15 protein-coding genes are annotated in these 15,400 nt (G+C 71.5%); 12 read left to right on the top strand and 3 right to left on the bottom strand.

All coding sequences use genetic code 11. The features are described 5' to 3' along the window. Window position 1 precedes the first annotated feature (1 nt). Entirely contained in the window at window positions 2-889 is an 888-nt protein-coding gene (locus AC3WSN_RS26240) for an ABC transporter permease (protein ID WP_492541984.1), read from the top strand. A gap of 190 nt (window positions 890-1,079) precedes the next feature. Continuing rightward, window positions 1,080-1,766: a 50S ribosomal protein L25/general stress protein Ctc gene (locus AC3WSN_RS26235; protein ID WP_492541982.1), complete on the top strand. Its 687-nt coding sequence runs from the start codon at window positions 1,080-1,082 to the stop codon at window positions 1,764-1,766. Window positions 1,767-2,125: 359 nt separating this feature from the next. Here the strand turns inward: AC3WSN_RS26235 and pdxH are convergent, their stop codons facing one another. After that, complete coding sequence (pdxH, locus tag AC3WSN_RS26230) at window positions 2,126-2,722, bottom strand: pyridoxamine 5'-phosphate oxidase (protein ID WP_492541980.1); 597 nt, start codon at window positions 2,720-2,722, stop codon at window positions 2,126-2,128. Window positions 2,723-2,842: 120 nt separating this feature from the next. Between pdxH and AC3WSN_RS26225 the strand changes: the two genes are divergently transcribed. After that, complete coding sequence (locus AC3WSN_RS26225) at window positions 2,843-3,334, top strand: RT0821/Lpp0805 family surface protein (RefSeq protein ID WP_492541978.1); 492 nt, start codon at window positions 2,843-2,845, stop codon at window positions 3,332-3,334. A gap of 56 nt (window positions 3,335-3,390) precedes the next feature. Here AC3WSN_RS26225 and AC3WSN_RS26220 read toward each other — a convergent pair whose 3' ends face one another. Next, window positions 3,391-3,687, bottom strand: a complete 297-nt coding sequence (locus tag AC3WSN_RS26220; protein ID WP_192706139.1) for a hypothetical protein — start codon at window positions 3,685-3,687, stop codon at window positions 3,391-3,393. Between the two features lie 341 nt (window positions 3,688-4,028). On the opposite strand from AC3WSN_RS26220, the gene AC3WSN_RS26215 reads away from it, so the two are divergent. From AC3WSN_RS26215 to AC3WSN_RS26175, 9 genes are all read left to right on the top strand, one after another. Further along, window positions 4,029-5,630, top strand: coding sequence for a glucosamine inositolphosphorylceramide transferase family protein (locus AC3WSN_RS26215; protein WP_492541976.1), 1,602 nt, complete (start codon window positions 4,029-4,031; stop codon window positions 5,628-5,630). Window positions 5,631-5,757: 127 nt separating this feature from the next. Further along, complete coding sequence (locus tag AC3WSN_RS26210) at window positions 5,758-7,734, top strand: monovalent cation:proton antiporter-2 (CPA2) family protein (protein WP_192706137.1); 1,977 nt, start codon at window positions 5,758-5,760, stop codon at window positions 7,732-7,734. A gap of 8 nt (window positions 7,735-7,742) precedes the next feature. Further along, the gene (locus tag AC3WSN_RS26205; RefSeq protein WP_492541974.1) at window positions 7,743-9,179 is read left to right on the top strand and encodes an MATE family efflux transporter; all 1,437 of its coding nucleotides are present in this window, start codon (window positions 7,743-7,745) and stop codon (window positions 9,177-9,179) included. 109 nt (window positions 9,180-9,288) lie between these two features. Beyond that, the gene (locus AC3WSN_RS26200) at window positions 9,289-10,044 is read left to right on the top strand and encodes a DUF937 domain-containing protein (RefSeq protein WP_192706135.1); all 756 of its coding nucleotides are present in this window, start codon (window positions 9,289-9,291) and stop codon (window positions 10,042-10,044) included. A 76-nt stretch (window positions 10,045-10,120) separates the two neighbouring features. Then, window positions 10,121-10,438 carry a cupin domain-containing protein gene (locus tag AC3WSN_RS26195; RefSeq protein ID WP_492541972.1) on the top strand — a complete coding sequence of 106 codons (318 nt, stop codon included), beginning with the start codon at window positions 10,121-10,123 and terminating at the stop codon, window positions 10,436-10,438. 542 nt (window positions 10,439-10,980) lie between these two features. After that, a complete protein-coding gene (gene glyA, locus AC3WSN_RS26190; RefSeq protein WP_192706133.1) occupies window positions 10,981-12,285 on the top strand; it encodes a serine hydroxymethyltransferase in 1,305 nt (434 codons plus the stop codon). 112 nt (window positions 12,286-12,397) lie between these two features. Beyond that, complete coding sequence (nrdR, locus tag AC3WSN_RS26185) at window positions 12,398-12,931, top strand: transcriptional regulator NrdR (protein WP_492541970.1); 534 nt, start codon at window positions 12,398-12,400, stop codon at window positions 12,929-12,931. Beyond that, complete coding sequence (ribD, locus tag AC3WSN_RS26180; protein ID WP_492541968.1) at window positions 12,928-14,037, top strand: bifunctional diaminohydroxyphosphoribosylaminopyrimidine deaminase/5-amino-6-(5-phosphoribosylamino)uracil reductase RibD; 1,110 nt, start codon at window positions 12,928-12,930, stop codon at window positions 14,035-14,037. Before nrdR ends, ribD begins: the two co-directional genes overlap by 4 nt. A gap of 3 nt (window positions 14,038-14,040) precedes the next feature. Then, entirely contained in the window at window positions 14,041-14,664 is a 624-nt protein-coding gene (locus AC3WSN_RS26175; RefSeq protein ID WP_492541966.1) for a riboflavin synthase, read from the top strand. Window positions 14,665-14,779: 115 nt separating this feature from the next. On the opposite strand, the gene AC3WSN_RS26170 is transcribed toward AC3WSN_RS26175, so the two are convergent. Further along, window positions 14,780-15,208 carry a PaaI family thioesterase gene (locus tag AC3WSN_RS26170; protein WP_192706129.1) on the bottom strand — a complete coding sequence of 143 codons (429 nt, stop codon included), beginning with the start codon at window positions 15,206-15,208 and terminating at the stop codon, window positions 14,780-14,782. Window positions 15,209-15,400: the final 192 nt, after the last annotated feature.

Here is a 15,400-nt window from a genome sequence, read left to right as displayed (position 1 = left end):
GATGGACCAGCCCCGCGGACGCGCCTTCTACCTGCTGGCGGCGATCTTCGCCCTCTACGTCCTGTTCCTGTACGGGCCGACGCTGACGATCCTGGCGCTCAGCTTCCAGGGCCCGTCCGGTGGCCTGACCTTCCCGATGAACGGCGTCTCGACCCACTGGTTCGCCAAGCTGTGGGAAGGCGTCGGCGTGGTCGACATCTGGGCGGCGCTGCGGCGCTCCCTGGCCCTCGGCCTCGTGGTCATGGCGCTCACCGTGGGAATCGCGTTCTACGCGGGCCTCGCCTTCCGGAAGGGGTTTCGCGGGGCCGGCCTCGTCTTCGCCCTGGCGGTGTCGAGCCTGATCGTGCCCTCGATCGTGGTCTCGCTGGGCATCGGCCTGGAGTTCCGGCTCCTCGACGACGCCGTCAAGGCGCTGGCCGCCGCCACCGGCTGGGGGGTCCTGCAGGACCACGGCACGCTGATGGGCCTCTACACCTCGGCGCTGGGGGCGCACCTCACCTGGACGCTGCCCTTCGGCCTGCTGATCATGTTCGCGGTGTTCAACCGGTTCGACCCGGCCTACGAGGAGGCCGCCCGCGACCTCGGCGCCAGCGGCCCGCAGACGCTCCGGCACGTGGTCGTGCCGATCCTCGCACCGGCCCTCGTCGGCGTGGCGCTGTTCGGCTTCACCCTGTCGTTCGACGAGCTCGCCCGCACCAGCCAGGCGATCGGCGGCCGCAACACCCTGCCGCTGGAACTGCAGGGGCTGACCACCACGGTCACGACGCCGGAGATCTACGCGCTCGGTACGGTCACCACGGCCGTCTCGGCCCTGGTGATCGGCACGGCGCTCGTCCTGACCCTGTGGCTGCAGAAGCGCCGGGCACGGCGGGCGCTGTCCGGCATGTGAGGAAGGCCGGGCGGCCGGCCCGCCATCGGTCCATGGAGCCTCGACATTGCCAATCTACCCCCGTCCGTGTATGCGCACCGCGCGCCCCCGAGACACCCTTGGAGGCAGGGGCGCGCCGGGAAGGTCGTGAGCCGTCCGCATCGGGCGGCTTTTTCGCGTTCCGGCTCCAGCAATCGTAAAGGATCACGCCATGAGCGCTGTGAAGACGCTTGAGGCCGTGGCACGCGACCGGGTCGGCAAGGGGGCCGCCCGGGCCGTTCGTCGCCAGGGCCAAGTTCCCGCCGTCATCTACGGGGGCGGCCAGCCGCCGCAATCCATCGCGGTCGACCTCATCCGCACCCGCACCCTGATCTACGCCGGCGGTTTCAAGACCACGCTGTTCGAGATCAACGCCGGCGGCACGAAGGTTCGCGCGATCCCGCGCGACTTCCAGCTCGACCCGGTCAGCGGCGTGCCGCTGCACGTCGACTTCCTGCGCGTCGTCTCGGGTCAGACCGTCACGGTCGAGGTGCCGGTGCACTTCGTCAACGAGGACGCGGCTCCCGGCATCAAGAAGCTCGGCGGCACCCTCAACATCGTGGCCCACACGCTGACCCTCGACGTCGCCCCGGACCAGATTCCGGACGCCATCGAGGTCGACCTGACCGGCCGCCAGATCGGCGACGTGATCCACGTCTCCGACATCAAGATCCCGGCCGGCACCCATACCGGCGCGCCGACCGACCCGGTGGCCAACATTGTGCCGCCGACCGTGCTGGGCGCCGAGGTGGAGGCCGAGGAGGCCGCAATCGCCGAGGCGCAGTCGGCCGAGGCTGCCGATGACAAGGCCGAAGAGGCCGCCGAGGACGGCGAGAAGAAGGACGGCGAGGAGGCCTGAGCCTCGTCGCACCGCTCCACGCGAAGCGAGAGCCCCGGCCCTGCCGGGGCTCTTTTGCGTTCAGACCGATCGCCGTTGGCCGACTTTGCCAGCGGAGCGAAGCAATCCAGCCCCCGCCCGGCGCGCAACGTGCTGCCCGGGGCACGAGTGTCTTCTTTTGCCACGACCGCCAGATTTTGCCACGACCGCCAGACCTAACGGGTCTGGTCAGCGCCGTCGTTCCGGGGCGCCGCCGACGAGCCCGAATCCGGAGGGGCAGGGCCGAAGGCGGGCAATCCAGAGCCTCTGTCGGTGCCGAGCCGTCCCGCGTCGGCGGGCCTGGATCCCGGGCTCCGGTCCGCGGCCCCGGGATGACGCGGCTACGGATACAGCCGCGCGCGGCTCCAGCCCTCACCCGTCCGGGTGAAGCGGACCCGGTCGTGCAGGCGGAAATCGCCGTTCTGCCAGAACTCGATGCTCACCGGCGCGATGCGGAAGCCGGTCCAGTGCGCCGGCCGCGGGATCGGACCGTCCCCGTAGTGCTCCGACAACGCCGCCACGGCGCTCATCAAGGTGTCGCGGTCGGCAAGCGGGCGCGATTGCTGGCTGGCGATGGCGCCGAGCCGGCTCTCGCGGCGGCGGCTCTGGAAATAGGCGTCCGCCTCCTCCGGCGTCACCGGTTCGATCGGGCCCCGGGCCCGCACCTGCCGGCGCAGGCTCTTCCAGTGCAGCACAAGCGCGGCCTGGGGATTCTGAGTCAATTCCTCGCCCTTGGTCGACTGGGTGTTGGTGTAGAACACGAAGCCGCGCGCATCGAAGTCCTTGAGCAGCACCATGCGCACGTCCGGCAGCCCGTCGGACCCGGCGGTGGCGAGCGCCATCGCGTTCGGATCTTCGGGCTCGGCGGCCTCGGCCTCCTTCATCCAGGCGGCGAACAGCGCAACCGGATCTTCGCTCAGCGTGAAGTCCGCACGCATCGGGTCATCGGTCCTTAACTGATCCACGCCAAGACTCCTGCCTGCCGCGTCCAGGGGCCTGAGGGGGCACCGACATCGGCATGTTCGGTCGAGCGGAAAGCCCGTCGTGAGTCAGGTGTAATGCGGCGATGCGCGTGTAAAGAGCCGAGCCGGCGGTCGCACATCGTCGCGTCCCTGTCGGCCCTGTCGTTGATGGTCGCGCTGTGCGGATGCAGCCAGCCGCTGCTCGTGTTCCGCGGCGAGGTCGCCGAGGCGCCGCGGGTGGTCGAGGAGCCCGTCGTCACCGGCAGCATCGAGAAGCGCCCCATGAGCTTCGGGGACGATCTCGCCGAGGAGGATTGGCGCCGCGCCCGCGCGGCCTTGGGCGTCGCGCTGGACCCACAGGGCAATGGGCGTCCGGTGAAGTGGGACAATCCCGAGAGCGGCCTGCACGGGACCGTCAATCCGACCGGACTGCCCTACGTCGCCGAGGACCTGATCTGCCGCAACTTCCTCGCCTCGGTAGTCGCGCCGGGCCGGAGCCGGTTCGTGCGCGGCACCGGCTGCAAGCCGTCGGGCGGCCAGTGGACGCTCAAGCGCGTCCGGACCGCGACGAAGACCGAGCGTTCCTGAGAGCCAGGGATGCCGGGCCCTCGCGGGAGGACCCGGCGGGATCCGTCAGAAGCGCCTCAATATGGGTAGCCGTAATACGGCCGCATGCGCAGGCGCGGCTGGGCGGCCGGCGGGGCGGCGTAGCGGGCCGCGGCCTCCGGATCGTAGGCCCGGATGTACGGGTCGAGGGCGGGATCGCGGTAATTGCCGTTGTTGACGCCCGCCGAGCGGTCATTGCCGCTGAGCGCCGCGTAGGGCGAGAGCCCGCTGCCGCTGTCACCGCCACCGCCGCCACCCCCGAAGGCGAAGGCCCCACCCGGGACGGCGGCGAGGAGCATCGCCGCGAACGGCACCGCCAGCGTCTTGCGCATCATGTCCTTCTCCACATCACGTCTTCGATAGCGAACGGCCAAGCCGAACGGGGGGTTCCCGGGCTGGGCGCCGACGACCGCGCGACACGGTATCACGCTGCTGTAACGGGGATTTACCAGAGCGGAGAAAACCCGACCCTTTTCGATGATGTCAGCAGAAATCCGTCCGCATGGCAGGCTTGTACCGGTAGACTCCCAGCCCCTCTTGCTTGATCGTGCCGTCGAGCAACAGATTTCGAGCCTGCAGCGACCGTATCGGCGGTGTCGGCGGGCGCTTTCAGGATCCCGGTCGCCGTGAACATCGTTACGAAAACCGGGGTGTCGGGGGCGAGGCTTCCCTGCTGATGGAGCGGACGATCGGCGGCACGGATCGGCCTCAAGCCGGCGGCGGCCGGGCTCCGGCCCATTCGGAGACGCGGATCCCTGAATCCTGCCCCATCGTGCGGGTGGTCACCGTGCGGCTCAACCGCAGGTCTCTGCGCGGCTGGCACATCCGCCTCCTCGACCAGCTCGGGCAGCGACCCGACCGCCGGATCCGGATCGCCTGGACCGAGGATGCGGGCGGCCTGCCGCCGAACGCGGAGCTGCTGTTCCGGCTGGAAGCCGCGATCCACGGGTTGCCGCGGCCCGGCCTGGCGACCGCGGCCGAGCCGGTCGCCCTCGCGTCCTACGAGGCCGGCCCCGGAGCGGCCGACGGCGAGATCGTCCTCGACCTGTCGGAAACCCCCGCGGATCCGGCCCAAGCCGCGACGTGGCGGCTCGATTTCGACGGGGTGCCGGGCGAGGCGGGCCTTCTCGCCGCCCTGTTCGGAAAGCGCGCGCCGGTGGCGGCCCTGCGCGGGCCGGACGGCGCTCCGGTGGCGGTTGGGCGCCTCGGCGCGGAATCGCACACCGTAATGCTGGCCGCCTTCGAGGATTACCTTGCGCGGACCATCACGCTGATCGTGGCCGCCCTCGACGGCGCGCGCGCGACCCGGCTTCCCGACGGGACCGAGGCGCCGCTGCAGCCCGGTAGCCCCTTCGACCTCGGCGGCCTCGGGGTCGGCCGGCGCGCCGCCGAGGGGCTCGCCCGGCAGATTGCCCGCAGGCTCTACGCCCTCTGCTTCCACCGGCCGCAATGGCGAGTCGGCTGGCGCCGGCTCGCCGGCCCCGACCTCATCGACCTGCGCCATCACCCGGAGGGCGGCTGGATCGACCTGCCCGACGACGGGCGCCGCTTCTATGCCGACCCCTTCGCCATCGCCCGGGACGGGGACGTGACCCTGTTCGTCGAGGAGTTCGACTATCGCCGCGGCAAGGGGGTGATCTCGGCGGTGCGCTTCGCGGCCGACGGCCCGCAGGGGCGGCCGGAGCCGGTCCTGGAACTCGAGACTCACCTCTCCTACCCGTTCGTGTTCGAGGCGGACGGGCAGGTCTGGATGATCCCGGAATCCCACGCCTCGGGGACGATCGACCTCTACCGGGCCACCGCCTTCCCGCGCGGCTGGGTCCACGAGCGGGTTCTGGTGGACGGGGTCGTGGCGAGCGATGCGACGCTGCTGCATCACGGTGGCCGCTGGTGGCTGTTCGCCACGGTCCGGGCCGGCGGAGGCAGCTACTCCGACACCCTGCATCTCTGGCACGCGCTGGATTTCCGCGGTCCCTGGATCCCGCACCGGCGCAACCCGGTGCTGATCGATGTCGGCTCGGCCCGCGCGGCCGGCGCGATCGTGGAACGGGACGGCGCCCTGATCAGGCCGGTCCAGGATTGCCGCGGCGGCTACGGCGCGGCACTCGGCCTGGCCCGGATCCTGCGCCTCGACGAGGGCGGCTACGCGCAGCAGGTCGAGACGCGCCTCGAGCCCGGGGCCGCCTGGCCCGGCTCGCGCCTGCACATGCTGAGCGCGGCCGGCGGATTCGAGTTCATCGACGGCTCGCGGCGGGCCCGCCCGCGCCTTCTGGGCTGAACGCGCGGCACGCAGAAGCCCCGTTGGTGCCGAACGGCACCCGCGCACGGCTCGCATCGCGGCGCCGCGCGCGCTAAGCGGGTGCTCCACGCGCGCGAAGCTTAGAAGAACCGCCAGGACGATCTTCATGGCGAGCCCCGTCGAACATGCGAGCTTCCTGCCGCCGGTCCTGACCTTCCTGTCGGCGGCCGTGATCGGCGTGCCGGTGTTCCGGCTGATCGGCCAGAGCGCCGTGCTCGGCTACCTCGTGGCCGGCGTGCTGATCGGGCCGTCCGGCCTGTCGCTGATCGCCGAGCCGGACACCGCCGCCAGCGTCGCCGAGATCGGCGTGGTGCTGCTGCTCTTCATCGTCGGCCTGGAACTGCACCTGTCGCAGCTCGTCTCGATGCGCCGCGACATCTTCGGGCTCGGCGCCGCGCAGCTCGTGGTTTGCGCGCTGGTGCTGGGCGGTGCCGGCGTGCTGGCCGGCCTCGCTCTCGGCGCCGCCGCGGTGATCGGCCTCGCCCTGGCGCTCTCGGCCACCGCGGTGGCGCTGCAACTCCTGGAGGAGCGGGGCGACCTCGGCAGCGCCTATGGCGGCCGCGCCTTCGCGGTGCTGCTGTTCCAGGATCTGTCGGTGGTCGGCATCCTGGCGCTGATGCCGCTGCTGGCCTCGGCGGGCGAGGCGACCGACGCGTCGTGGCTCGGCGAGGCCGCCGCCTCGACCGGCAAGGCGCTCGCCGCGATCCTCACGGTGGTGCTGGTCGGCCGCTACGGCCTCAACCCGTTCTTCCGGCTGCTGGCCGCGAGCGGCGCCCGCGAGGTGATGACCGCCGCAGCCCTGCTGGTGGTGCTCGGCACGGCGCTGCTGATGGAGCAGGTTGGCCTGTCCATGGCCATGGGCGCGTTCCTTGCCGGCATCCTGCTCGCCGAGTCGAATTTCCGCCACCAGCTCGAGGCCGACATCGAGCCGTTCCGCGGCATGCTGCTCGGCCTGTTCTTCATGAGCGTCGGCATGTCGATCGACGGCGCCCTCGTGCGCGAGGTCTGGCCGGCCCTGTTCGGCGCGACGCTGGCGGCGATCCTCGTCAAGGTCGCGCTGGTGGCAGGCCTGTTCCGGCTGTTCGGCTCGGACACACTCGGGGCGCTGCGCGGCGCCGCCGTCCTGGCGCCCGCGGGCGAGTTCGCCTTCGTGCTTCTCCCGCAGGCCGAGGAACTCGGGCTCACCGGCGCCAAGGCGACGCGTTTCGCGGTGGCGCTGGCCGCGCTGACGATGCTGATCGGGCCGATCGCCGCGAAGGGCCTCGACAAGCTGATCGAGCGGCGCAACGCGCGGACCACGCACGACCTTGAGGAGCCCGCCTCCGAACTCGCCGAGAGCGGCGACGCCCGGGTGCTGGTGATCGGCTTCGGGCGGTTCGGGCAGGTGCTGACGCAGGTACTGCTGGCCGAGGGCATCCCCGTCACGGTGATCGACAAGGACGTGGAGCAGTTGCGCGCCGCCACGCGCTTCGGCTTCCGCATTTATTACGGCGACGGCACGCGGCTCGACGTGCTCCGGGCCGCCGGGATCGGGCGGGTCGAGCTGGTCTGCATCTGCGCCGACGACCGTGAGGGCGCCCTCAAGATCGTCGACATCGTGCACGAGGAATTCGCCAGCGTGCGCACCTTCGTGCGCGCCTACGACCGCCTGCACGCGGTCGAGCTGATGAACCGGGACGTGGATTACCAGATCCGCGAGACCTCCGAATCCGCCCTCGCCTTCGGTCGGGCGGCCCTGGAGGGCCTCGGGCTGTCGCCGGAGGCGGCCGCGGCGCGGGCCGACGATGTGCGCAAGCGCGACATCGCCCGCCTCGTGCTGCAGCAGGCCGGCGCCCTGCCGGACGGGTCCAGCTGGATGCGCGGGGCCGCGGCCGGCCTCAAGCCCGAGCCGCTGACCGTCCCCGTGCGGCCCGCCCGGGCCCTGAGCACCGAAACCCGCGACCTCGTGGGCAGCGACCGGCGCGAGGCGGCCGAGCGGCTCCTGGAGAAACCCGCCCTCGCCCCGCAGGAGACCGATGGTGCGGACGCCGAGGGCGATCCGGACGCGGAACTGGAGTCCGAAGGCAGCGCCCGGGATGCGTGACGGCGCGGATGTCTGACGGGGCCCCCGCGGCCGGGACGGGCCGCTTCGTCACGGGCTCGATCCTCCGGCACGTGATCGTGATGGCCGCGACCGGCTCGGTCGGGCTGATGGCGATCTTCGTCGTCGACCTGCTGTCGCTGTTCTACGTCTCGCGGCTCGGCGACCCGAACCTGACGGCCGCGGTCGGCTTCGCGGGAATCGTGCAGTTCTTCGCCACGGCGGTGAATATCGGCCTGATGATCGCCGCCGGGGCGCTGGTCGGAAAGGCGGTCGGCGCGCGCGACCCGGCGGCGGCGCGCCGCTTCGCGACGTCCGCGCTGGTGCTCGGCAGCCTCGTCTCTGCCCTGATCGCGGTGCTGATCGCCGCGCTCGCCGACCCGCTCCTCGCCTTGATCGGCGCCAGCGGCGAGGTCCTGAGCGTGGCGCGCCTGTTCCTGCACATCACCCTGCCGTCGAACGTGCTGCTCGCCGCCGGCATGCTGTTCACCGGCTTGCTGCGCGCGGTCGGCGAGGCTCGGCAGGCGATGCTGGTCACCCTGGCGGGCGCGGTGATCACGGCCTTCCTCGATCCGCTGCTGATCTTCGGGGCCGGCCTCGGCGTGGGAGGCGCGGCGATCACGGTCTGCCTGGCGCGCGCCACCTTCGTTGCGGTCGGAATCCGCGGCGTTGCCGGCCACGGGCTTCTCGGGCGGCCGCGCCTCGCCGACCTGCCCTCCGATGCCGCCGCCCTGTCGACGGTCGCGGGACCGGCCATCCTCACCAACCTCGCGCCGTCGGTGGCGAGCGCCTTCCTGGCACGCCTCTTTGCCGGCTACGGAGCAGACGCGGTCGCGGCCGCCTCGGTGATCGATCGTCTGACGCCGGTGGCCTTCGGCGGCCTGTTCGCTCTCTCGGGCGCGATCGGTCCGATCCTGGCGCAGAACTGGGGCGCGGGCCGGTTCGACCGGATGCGCGGCGTCCTGCGGGACTCGGTCCGAGTGACGCTGGCCTACGTGACGGTGGTCTGGCTCGTCCTGGCGCTCGCCCGCGGCTGGCTGGCGGCCCTGTTCGGCCTGCACGGGGTCGCGGCCGAGTTGTTCGGCTTCTTCTGCCTCGTCGGCGGCGCGATCTGGTTCTTCAACGGGCTGCTGTTCCTCGGCAACGCCGCCTTCAACAATCTCGGCTTTCCCTTACGCTCGACGCTGCTGAACTGGGGGCGGGCGACGCTCGGCACCATCCCACCCGCGATGCTCGGCGCGTCGCTCTTCGGGCCCCGGGGCGTGGTGGCCGGCATGGGGCTCGGCTCGCTGGTCTTCGGGGTGCTCGGCATCCTGCTCGCCCGTCGCACGGTCGATCGGCTGGAGGGGGGCGGTCCGCCCCGGCGCGAACCTCAAAGCGCGGCAGAGGCGTCCCAGCGGGCGGCGCCGCTGCCGCCGGGCCACGCCCATCCCGAGCCGTTGAGCTGAAGGCGCGGGGGCCGGACACAGGTTTCGCGGGTCAGAACTGGTATTTCCCTGCGCAAACGGTCACGATGCCCTGTCCCGGCCGGTCCGACCGGGGCAGGATCGAGGCCTCATGTTCAACCCGCTCGAGATGTTCCAGGCGCAGGGCGAGGCCGGGATTCAGGCCATGGCCCAGCAATTCGGTCTGACGACCGAGCAGACGGCCCGCGCCTTCCAGGCGCTGATGCCGGCCCTGACGCTCGGCCTCCAGCGCAGCGTCGGCATGGACCCGAGCAGCTTCACCCGGATGTTCGGCCTGCCCGAGGCGGCTCGGCCCGCGGCACCGCAGGGGCTCGAGGCGCTTGGCCAGATGTTCGGCTCGGCGCAGCTCATGCAGGCCGTGCTGCAACAGGCCTCGGCCACGAGCGGCGTCGGCGCCCAGGTCCTGCGCCAGATGCTGCCGATGATGGCGGGCGCCGTGGTGGCGAGCATCGTGCACGTGATGCTCAACCAGCCGCAGGCCGCCCCCGTCCACGCCCAGCCGAGCGCGCCGCCCCCGCCCGTGCCGTTCCCGTTCGGTCCGGCCTGGGCCGAGATGGCGAAGGCGTTCCTGCCCGCGGCGGCGGCGCCCGCTCCGAAGCCAGCCCCCAAGCCTCCCGAGGTCAAGGCGGGCGAGGCCGGCTCCGACATGCTCCACCAGATGCTCCGCACCGGCGCGGAGGTGCAGGGCAACAACATCCGGGCGATGCAGGAGCTGTTCGAGACCTTCTGGCCCTCGACCGGCGCGACGGCCGGCGCGGCGCCCCAGGGCGGCCCGCCCGCTTCCCCATCCCCCGATCCGGCGGCGCCCAAGCCCCGGCGCGGACGGCCGTCCGGCGGGACCGGTTGACGCGGGGTCGCGGCCTCAGGGTGCCGTTGACCCGATGGGCCCGGACGGCATGTCCTGCCGCGCACGAGATCCGACGATGACCGACCACCTGACCGCCTGGGCCGAGTGCGCGGAGAGCGTTGCCGAGAACGGCGTTGCCAAGCGCACGATTCCGGGCACGGGCGCCAGCCTCGTGCGCGTGGTGGTGCCGGCGGGCATCTCGGCCTCGCGCCACAGCCACGGGCACGAGCAGTTCGTGCAGGTCATCTCGGGGTCGGGCATCCTGGAGACCGAGCAGGGCCGCAAGCCGTTCTCCGCCGGCAGCGTGTTCCACTTCCCCGCCGGGGCTTGGCATGCCGCGATGTTCGAGACCGAGACCGTGCTGATCGAGACGAACCTCTCGGCGCAGGGCTGACAGAGATCCGGAGACCGGCTTCCGGATCGGCCTCCGCCGGGCGGAGTGCTGCCGGATGAAGCCTCTTCCCGCACGAGGCTGGTCAAGGCTTCGTGGGCGGAGCGCATCGCATCCTCGGCGGCGATCAAGCTGACCCCCTGTGGATCGGAGGCGATGCCGCCCAATCGGTTCACGCGGGCGGCGACCGCCATCCAGGCAACGGCGCAGCCCGGAAACGTGGAGACGTAGAACGCAGGGACGCAAGCCCATGCCCCCGAAATCGATCTCCGGGTAAGTTTCCGTCAGGTCAGAAAGGGGAATGACCGAGCACTCGAACCCGACCTCGCCGCCTTCCCAGGTTGCCGGCATGTACCCGTCCACGGCAGTCCGGAACATCCGACGGTCCGGACAAACCCAACCTGCGGCAAATTATTCTTTGTGCGCGCCCAAAATGCCTGTGCTTGGCCTGAACGCGTCGCGCGTGTAGGAATCCCACCTTCAACGCCCGCCCGTGCACGCCGACGAAAGGCCGGGCATCGCCCCTACCAGAACAGAGGCTGACCATGAGCGCCGGTACCGCCGCCGACAAGCACTTCTCCAACAGCTTCTTCGCCGCCCCGCTGACCGAGGCCGATCCCGAGATCGCCGAGGCGGTGGCCAAGGAGCTCGGCCGCCAGCAGCACGAGATCGAGCTGATCGCCTCGGAGAACATCGTCTCCCGCGCCGTGCTGGAGGCGCAGGGCTCGGTGCTGACCAACAAGTACGCCGAGGGCTATCCGGGCCGGCGCTACTACGGCGGCTGCCAGTTCGTGGACATCGCCGAGGACCTCGCCATCGAGCGCGCCAAGCGCCTGTTCGATTGCGGCTTCGCCAACGTGCAGCCGAACTCGGGCTCCCAGGCCAACCAGGGCGTGTTCCTGGCGCTGATGCAGCCCGGCGACACGTTCCTCGGCCTCGATCTCGCCGCGGGCGGCCACCTGACGCACGGCGCCCCGCCGAACGTCTCGGGCAAGTGGTTCAAGCCGGTCTCCTACACGGTGCGCCGTGACGACCAGCGGATCGACATGGAGCAGGTCGCCCAGCTTGCGCAGGAGCACAAGCCGAAGGTGATCATCGCCGGCGGCTCGGGCTACCCGCGCCATTGGGACTTCGCCAAGTTCCGCGAGATCGCCGACTCGGTCGGCGCCTACTTCATGGTCGACGCCGCCCACTTCGCTGGTCTGATCGCGGCGGGCGTGCATCCGTCGCCGTTCCCGCACGCTCATGTGGTCACCACCACGACCCACAAGACGCTCCGCGGCCCGCGCGGCGGCATGATCCTGACGAACGACGAGGCGCTCGCCAAGAAGTTCAACTCGGCGATCTTTCCCGGCCTCCAGGGCGGCCCGCTGATGCACGTCATCGCCGGCAAGGCCGTGGCCTTCGGCGAGGCGCTCAAGCCCGAGTTCAAGATCTACGCCCGCCAGGTGGTCGAGAACGCCAAGGCGCTCGCCGACACGCTGATCTCGGGCGGCTACGACATCACTTCGGGCGGCACCGACAACCACCTGATGCTGGTCGACCTGCAGCGGAAGGGCCTGACCGGCAAGGCGGCGGAAGCCGCGCTGTCGCGGGCCGACATCACCTGCAACAAGAACGGCGTGCCGTTCGACCCGCAGAAGCCGACCATCACGTCGGGCATCCGGCTCGGCACCCCGGCCGGCACCTCCCGCGGCTTCGGAGTCGCCGAGTTCAAGCAGATCGGCGGCTTCATCGTCGAGGTGCTTGACGGGCTCACCGCCAAGGGCGAGGCGGGTGACAGCGCGGTCGAGGCCGACGTCAAGCGCCGCGTCCATGCACTGACGGATCGGTTCCCGATCTACGGCTGAGGCCCAAGCGGGGCCCGAGCGGGGCGGCCTTCCGGCCCGCCCCCGAGTGGATTAGGAAACGGCCGCGGACCCAACCGGTCCGCGGCCGTTTCCATGCCCGAGTGCGAAACCCATGCGGTGTCCTTATTGCGGCGGCTCCGAGACCCAGGTGAAGGACTCGCGGCCCTCCGAGGACGGCGCCGCGATCCGGCGCCGCCGGGTCTGTCCCGACTGCGCCGGCCGCTTCACCACCTTCGAGCGGGTGCAGCTGCGCGAGGTCGTGGTGCTCAAGCGCTCCGGCAAGCGTGTCCCCTTCGACCGGGACAAGCTCCAGCGCTCGATCGACGTGGCTCTGCGCAAGCGGGCCGTCGATCCCGAGCGGATCGAGCGGCTGGTCAGCGGCATCACCCGGCAGCTCGAGAGTGCGGGCGAGCCGGAGGTGACCTCCGAGGCGATCGGCGAGCTGGTGATGGCGGGACTCAAAGGTCTCGACGATGTCGCCTACGTGCGCTTCGCCTCGGTCTACAAGAATTTCCGCGAGGCCAAGGATTTCGAGGACCTGCTCGGCACGCTGAGCGACGGCACCCTGGTTCCGGCGGCCGCGCCCGGACCTGAGGTCGAGCCGGAGCCCGAAGCATCGGGACGCCGCCGCGCCGGCCGCTCATGAGCGACGACACGAACTTCATGCGCCTCGCCCTGGCGCTGGGCCGACGCGGGCTCGGCACCACTTGGCCGAACCCGTCGGTCGGCGCCGTCGTGGTCGAACCCGGGACGGGGCGGATCCTCGGGACGGGGGCGACGGCACCGGGCGGGCGCCCGCACGGCGAGCCTCTGGCGCTCGCCGCCGCGGGCGACGCTGCCCGCGGCGCGACCCTCTACGTCACCCTAGAGCCGTGCTCGCATCACGGCCGCACGCCGCCCTGCACCGACGCGATCCTGACTTCGGGGATCGCCCGGGTGGTCAGCGCGATCGAGGATCCGGACCCGCGCGTGGCGGGCCGCGGTCACGCCTTGCTGCGGGCCGGCGGCGTCACGGTCGAGACCGGGCTGTTGCGGGACGCGGCGGGGCGCGACCATGTCGGCCATATCACCCGGGTGACACGCGGCCGGCCGGCCCTGCACCTGAAGCTCGCCCGCACCCGCGACGGCTTCTGCGCGGCCGCCGGGCCGGAGCGCCTGCGGATCACCGGGCCGGTGGCGGACGGGGCGGTCCATCTCTGGCGGGCCCATGCGGACGCGATCCTGATCGGCATCGGTACCGCCCGCGCCGACGACCCATCGCTGACCGTGCGGCTGCCGGGGCTGGCGGCGCGCTCGCCCTTACGGATCGTCCTCGACACGCATCTGCGGCTCTCCCCGGCCAGCGTGCTCGCCCGGACGGCCCGCGACACGCCGACCCTGGTGCTCACCACCCGCTCGGCCCCGGCCCATGCGCGGCGCGCCCTGGAGGCCCTGGGCGTCGAGGTCGCGGCCGTGCCGGCGGACGCGGCCGGTGGGATCGATCTCCCGGCAGCTTTGGCGCATCTCGGCGAGCGTGGCCTGACGCGCCTGTGCAGCGAGGGCGGCCCCCACCTTGCGGAGGCGCTGGCGCGGGCCGATCTGATCGATGCCTGCACGCTGGTCACCGGGCCGGTGGAACTGGGGCCAGCGGGCGGCCTGCCGGCGCTGGGGCCGGTCCTGGCGGAGGCGCTGGCGAGCGACCGCTTCCGCGAGGGCGAGCGGTCGCAGCTCGGGCCCGACGCGGCCGTGACCTACGAACGCAACAGGACGTAAGCGATGTTCACGGGGTTGGTCAGCGCCATCGGCACGGTTGTCTCGATCGCGGGCGAGGGCGACCTGCGCCGGATCGCGATCCGCGCCTCCTACGACCCAGCGACGATCGCGCTCGGCGCCTCGATCGCCTGCGCGGGCCCGTGCCTCACGGCGGTGGCGGTGGAGCCGGCCGAGGGCGGCTGTGTCTTCGCGGTGGACGCCGCCGCCGAGACCCTGGCGCGCACCACTGTGGGCTCCTGGGTCGCGGGCATGCGGATCAACCTCGAACGCTCGCTGAAGATCGGCGATGAGCTCGGCGGCCATCTGGTCACCGGCCACGTCGATGGCCTCGCCGAGATCGTGGAACGCGAGTCCGTCACGGCCGACGCCTGGGGTACCAGCGAGCGCTTCACCCTGCGGGCGCCTTGGAACCTGGCCAAGTTCATCGCCGAGAAGGGCTCGGTCTGCCTCGACGGGACCTCGCTCACGGTGAATTCGGTCCGGGACGACCTGTTCTCGGTGCTGCTGATCCCCCACACGCTGCAGGTCACCACCTGGGGCGAGCGGCGCGCGGGAGATCGGCTCAACCTGGAGGTCGACCTGATCGCCCGCTACGCCGCTCGGCTCAGCGAGGCGCGAGCCGGCTGATCCGAAAGCCTTCGTCATTGCAAGCGGAGCGAAGCAATCCCGCAGCGCCCCGCTGTCGGGTGTCCCGCAGCCCTGGGTTGCTTCGCTCCGCTCGCAATGACGGCTCGAGGCCTCATCAGCGCGGCGGGATCGAGTAGGTGCCGGTGGCGTGGCAGACGAGGTCCGGGCTGCCGGCGGCGGTGATCAGCACTTCACCGACGGCCAGCCGCCGGCCGAGCTTGAGCAGGCGGCATTCCGCCACGAGATCCCCCGAGGCGGGCTTGCGCAGGAAGTTGAAGCTCAGGCTCGTCGTCACGGCGAGCGCCACCGGGCCGATATTGGCGAGGATCGCCGCATAGAGGGCGTAGTCGGCGAGCGCCATCATGGCCGGCCCCGACACGGTCGCGCCGGGGCGCAGGAAGCGCTCGTGGGCCTCCAGCCGCATCCGCGCCGAGAGCGGGCCAACCTCTTCAAGATGGTAGGCGCGCCCGCCCGCCTGCATCTGCGGGAATTCGCGATCAAGGAAGTCGCTGGTCTCGGCGAGGGTCAGGATCGTGGCGCTCATGCGTGTTTGCAGCATGGGCGGAGATGTGGGGCAACCGGCCTGATCCCGCCTGTCCCCTCATCCTGAGGTGCCGGAGCGCAGCGCAGGTCTCGAAGGAGGTCTCCAGGGATCGCGAGACTGGCTGGAGGTCTCCTTCGAGGCCCGCTATCGCGGGCACCTCAGGATGAGGGTGTCGGGTTGGAACACCGGTTC

Source organism: Methylobacterium sp. FW102-HT35C08, assembly GCF_058790235.1.
The sequence above is the reverse complement of the archived record's forward strand: the minus strand, read 5'-3'. Positions and strand labels throughout refer to the sequence as shown.

Excerpts from the sequence above, each read along its gene's own strand:
- AC3WSN_RS26240 (WP_492541984.1), top strand. The coding sequence starts at position 2 with ATGGACCAGCCCCGCGGACGCGCCTTCTACCTGCTGGCGGCGATCTTC.
- AC3WSN_RS26235 (WP_492541982.1), top strand. The coding sequence starts at position 1,080 with ATGAGCGCTGTGAAGACGCTTGAGGCCGTGGCACGCGACCGGGTCGGC.
- pdxH (WP_492541980.1), bottom strand. The coding sequence starts at position 2,722 with ATGCGTGCGGACTTCACGCTGAGCGAAGATCCGGTTGCGCTGTTCGCC.
- AC3WSN_RS26225 (WP_492541978.1), top strand. The coding sequence starts at position 2,843 with ATGCGGCGATGCGCGTGTAAAGAGCCGAGCCGGCGGTCGCACATCGTC.
- AC3WSN_RS26220 (WP_192706139.1), bottom strand. The coding sequence starts at position 3,687 with ATGATGCGCAAGACGCTGGCGGTGCCGTTCGCGGCGATGCTCCTCGCC.
- AC3WSN_RS26215 (WP_492541976.1), top strand. The coding sequence starts at position 4,029 with ATGGAGCGGACGATCGGCGGCACGGATCGGCCTCAAGCCGGCGGCGGC.
- AC3WSN_RS26210 (WP_192706137.1), top strand. The coding sequence starts at position 5,758 with ATGGCGAGCCCCGTCGAACATGCGAGCTTCCTGCCGCCGGTCCTGACC.
- AC3WSN_RS26205 (WP_492541974.1), top strand. The coding sequence starts at position 7,743 with ATGTCTGACGGGGCCCCCGCGGCCGGGACGGGCCGCTTCGTCACGGGC.
- AC3WSN_RS26200 (WP_192706135.1), top strand. The coding sequence starts at position 9,289 with ATGTTCAACCCGCTCGAGATGTTCCAGGCGCAGGGCGAGGCCGGGATT.
- AC3WSN_RS26195 (WP_492541972.1), top strand. The coding sequence starts at position 10,121 with ATGACCGACCACCTGACCGCCTGGGCCGAGTGCGCGGAGAGCGTTGCC.
- glyA (WP_192706133.1), top strand. The coding sequence starts at position 10,981 with ATGAGCGCCGGTACCGCCGCCGACAAGCACTTCTCCAACAGCTTCTTC.
- nrdR (WP_492541970.1), top strand. The coding sequence starts at position 12,398 with ATGCGGTGTCCTTATTGCGGCGGCTCCGAGACCCAGGTGAAGGACTCG.
- ribD (WP_492541968.1), top strand. The coding sequence starts at position 12,928 with ATGAGCGACGACACGAACTTCATGCGCCTCGCCCTGGCGCTGGGCCGA.
- AC3WSN_RS26175 (WP_492541966.1), top strand. The coding sequence starts at position 14,041 with ATGTTCACGGGGTTGGTCAGCGCCATCGGCACGGTTGTCTCGATCGCG.
- AC3WSN_RS26170 (WP_192706129.1), bottom strand. The coding sequence starts at position 15,208 with ATGAGCGCCACGATCCTGACCCTCGCCGAGACCAGCGACTTCCTTGAT.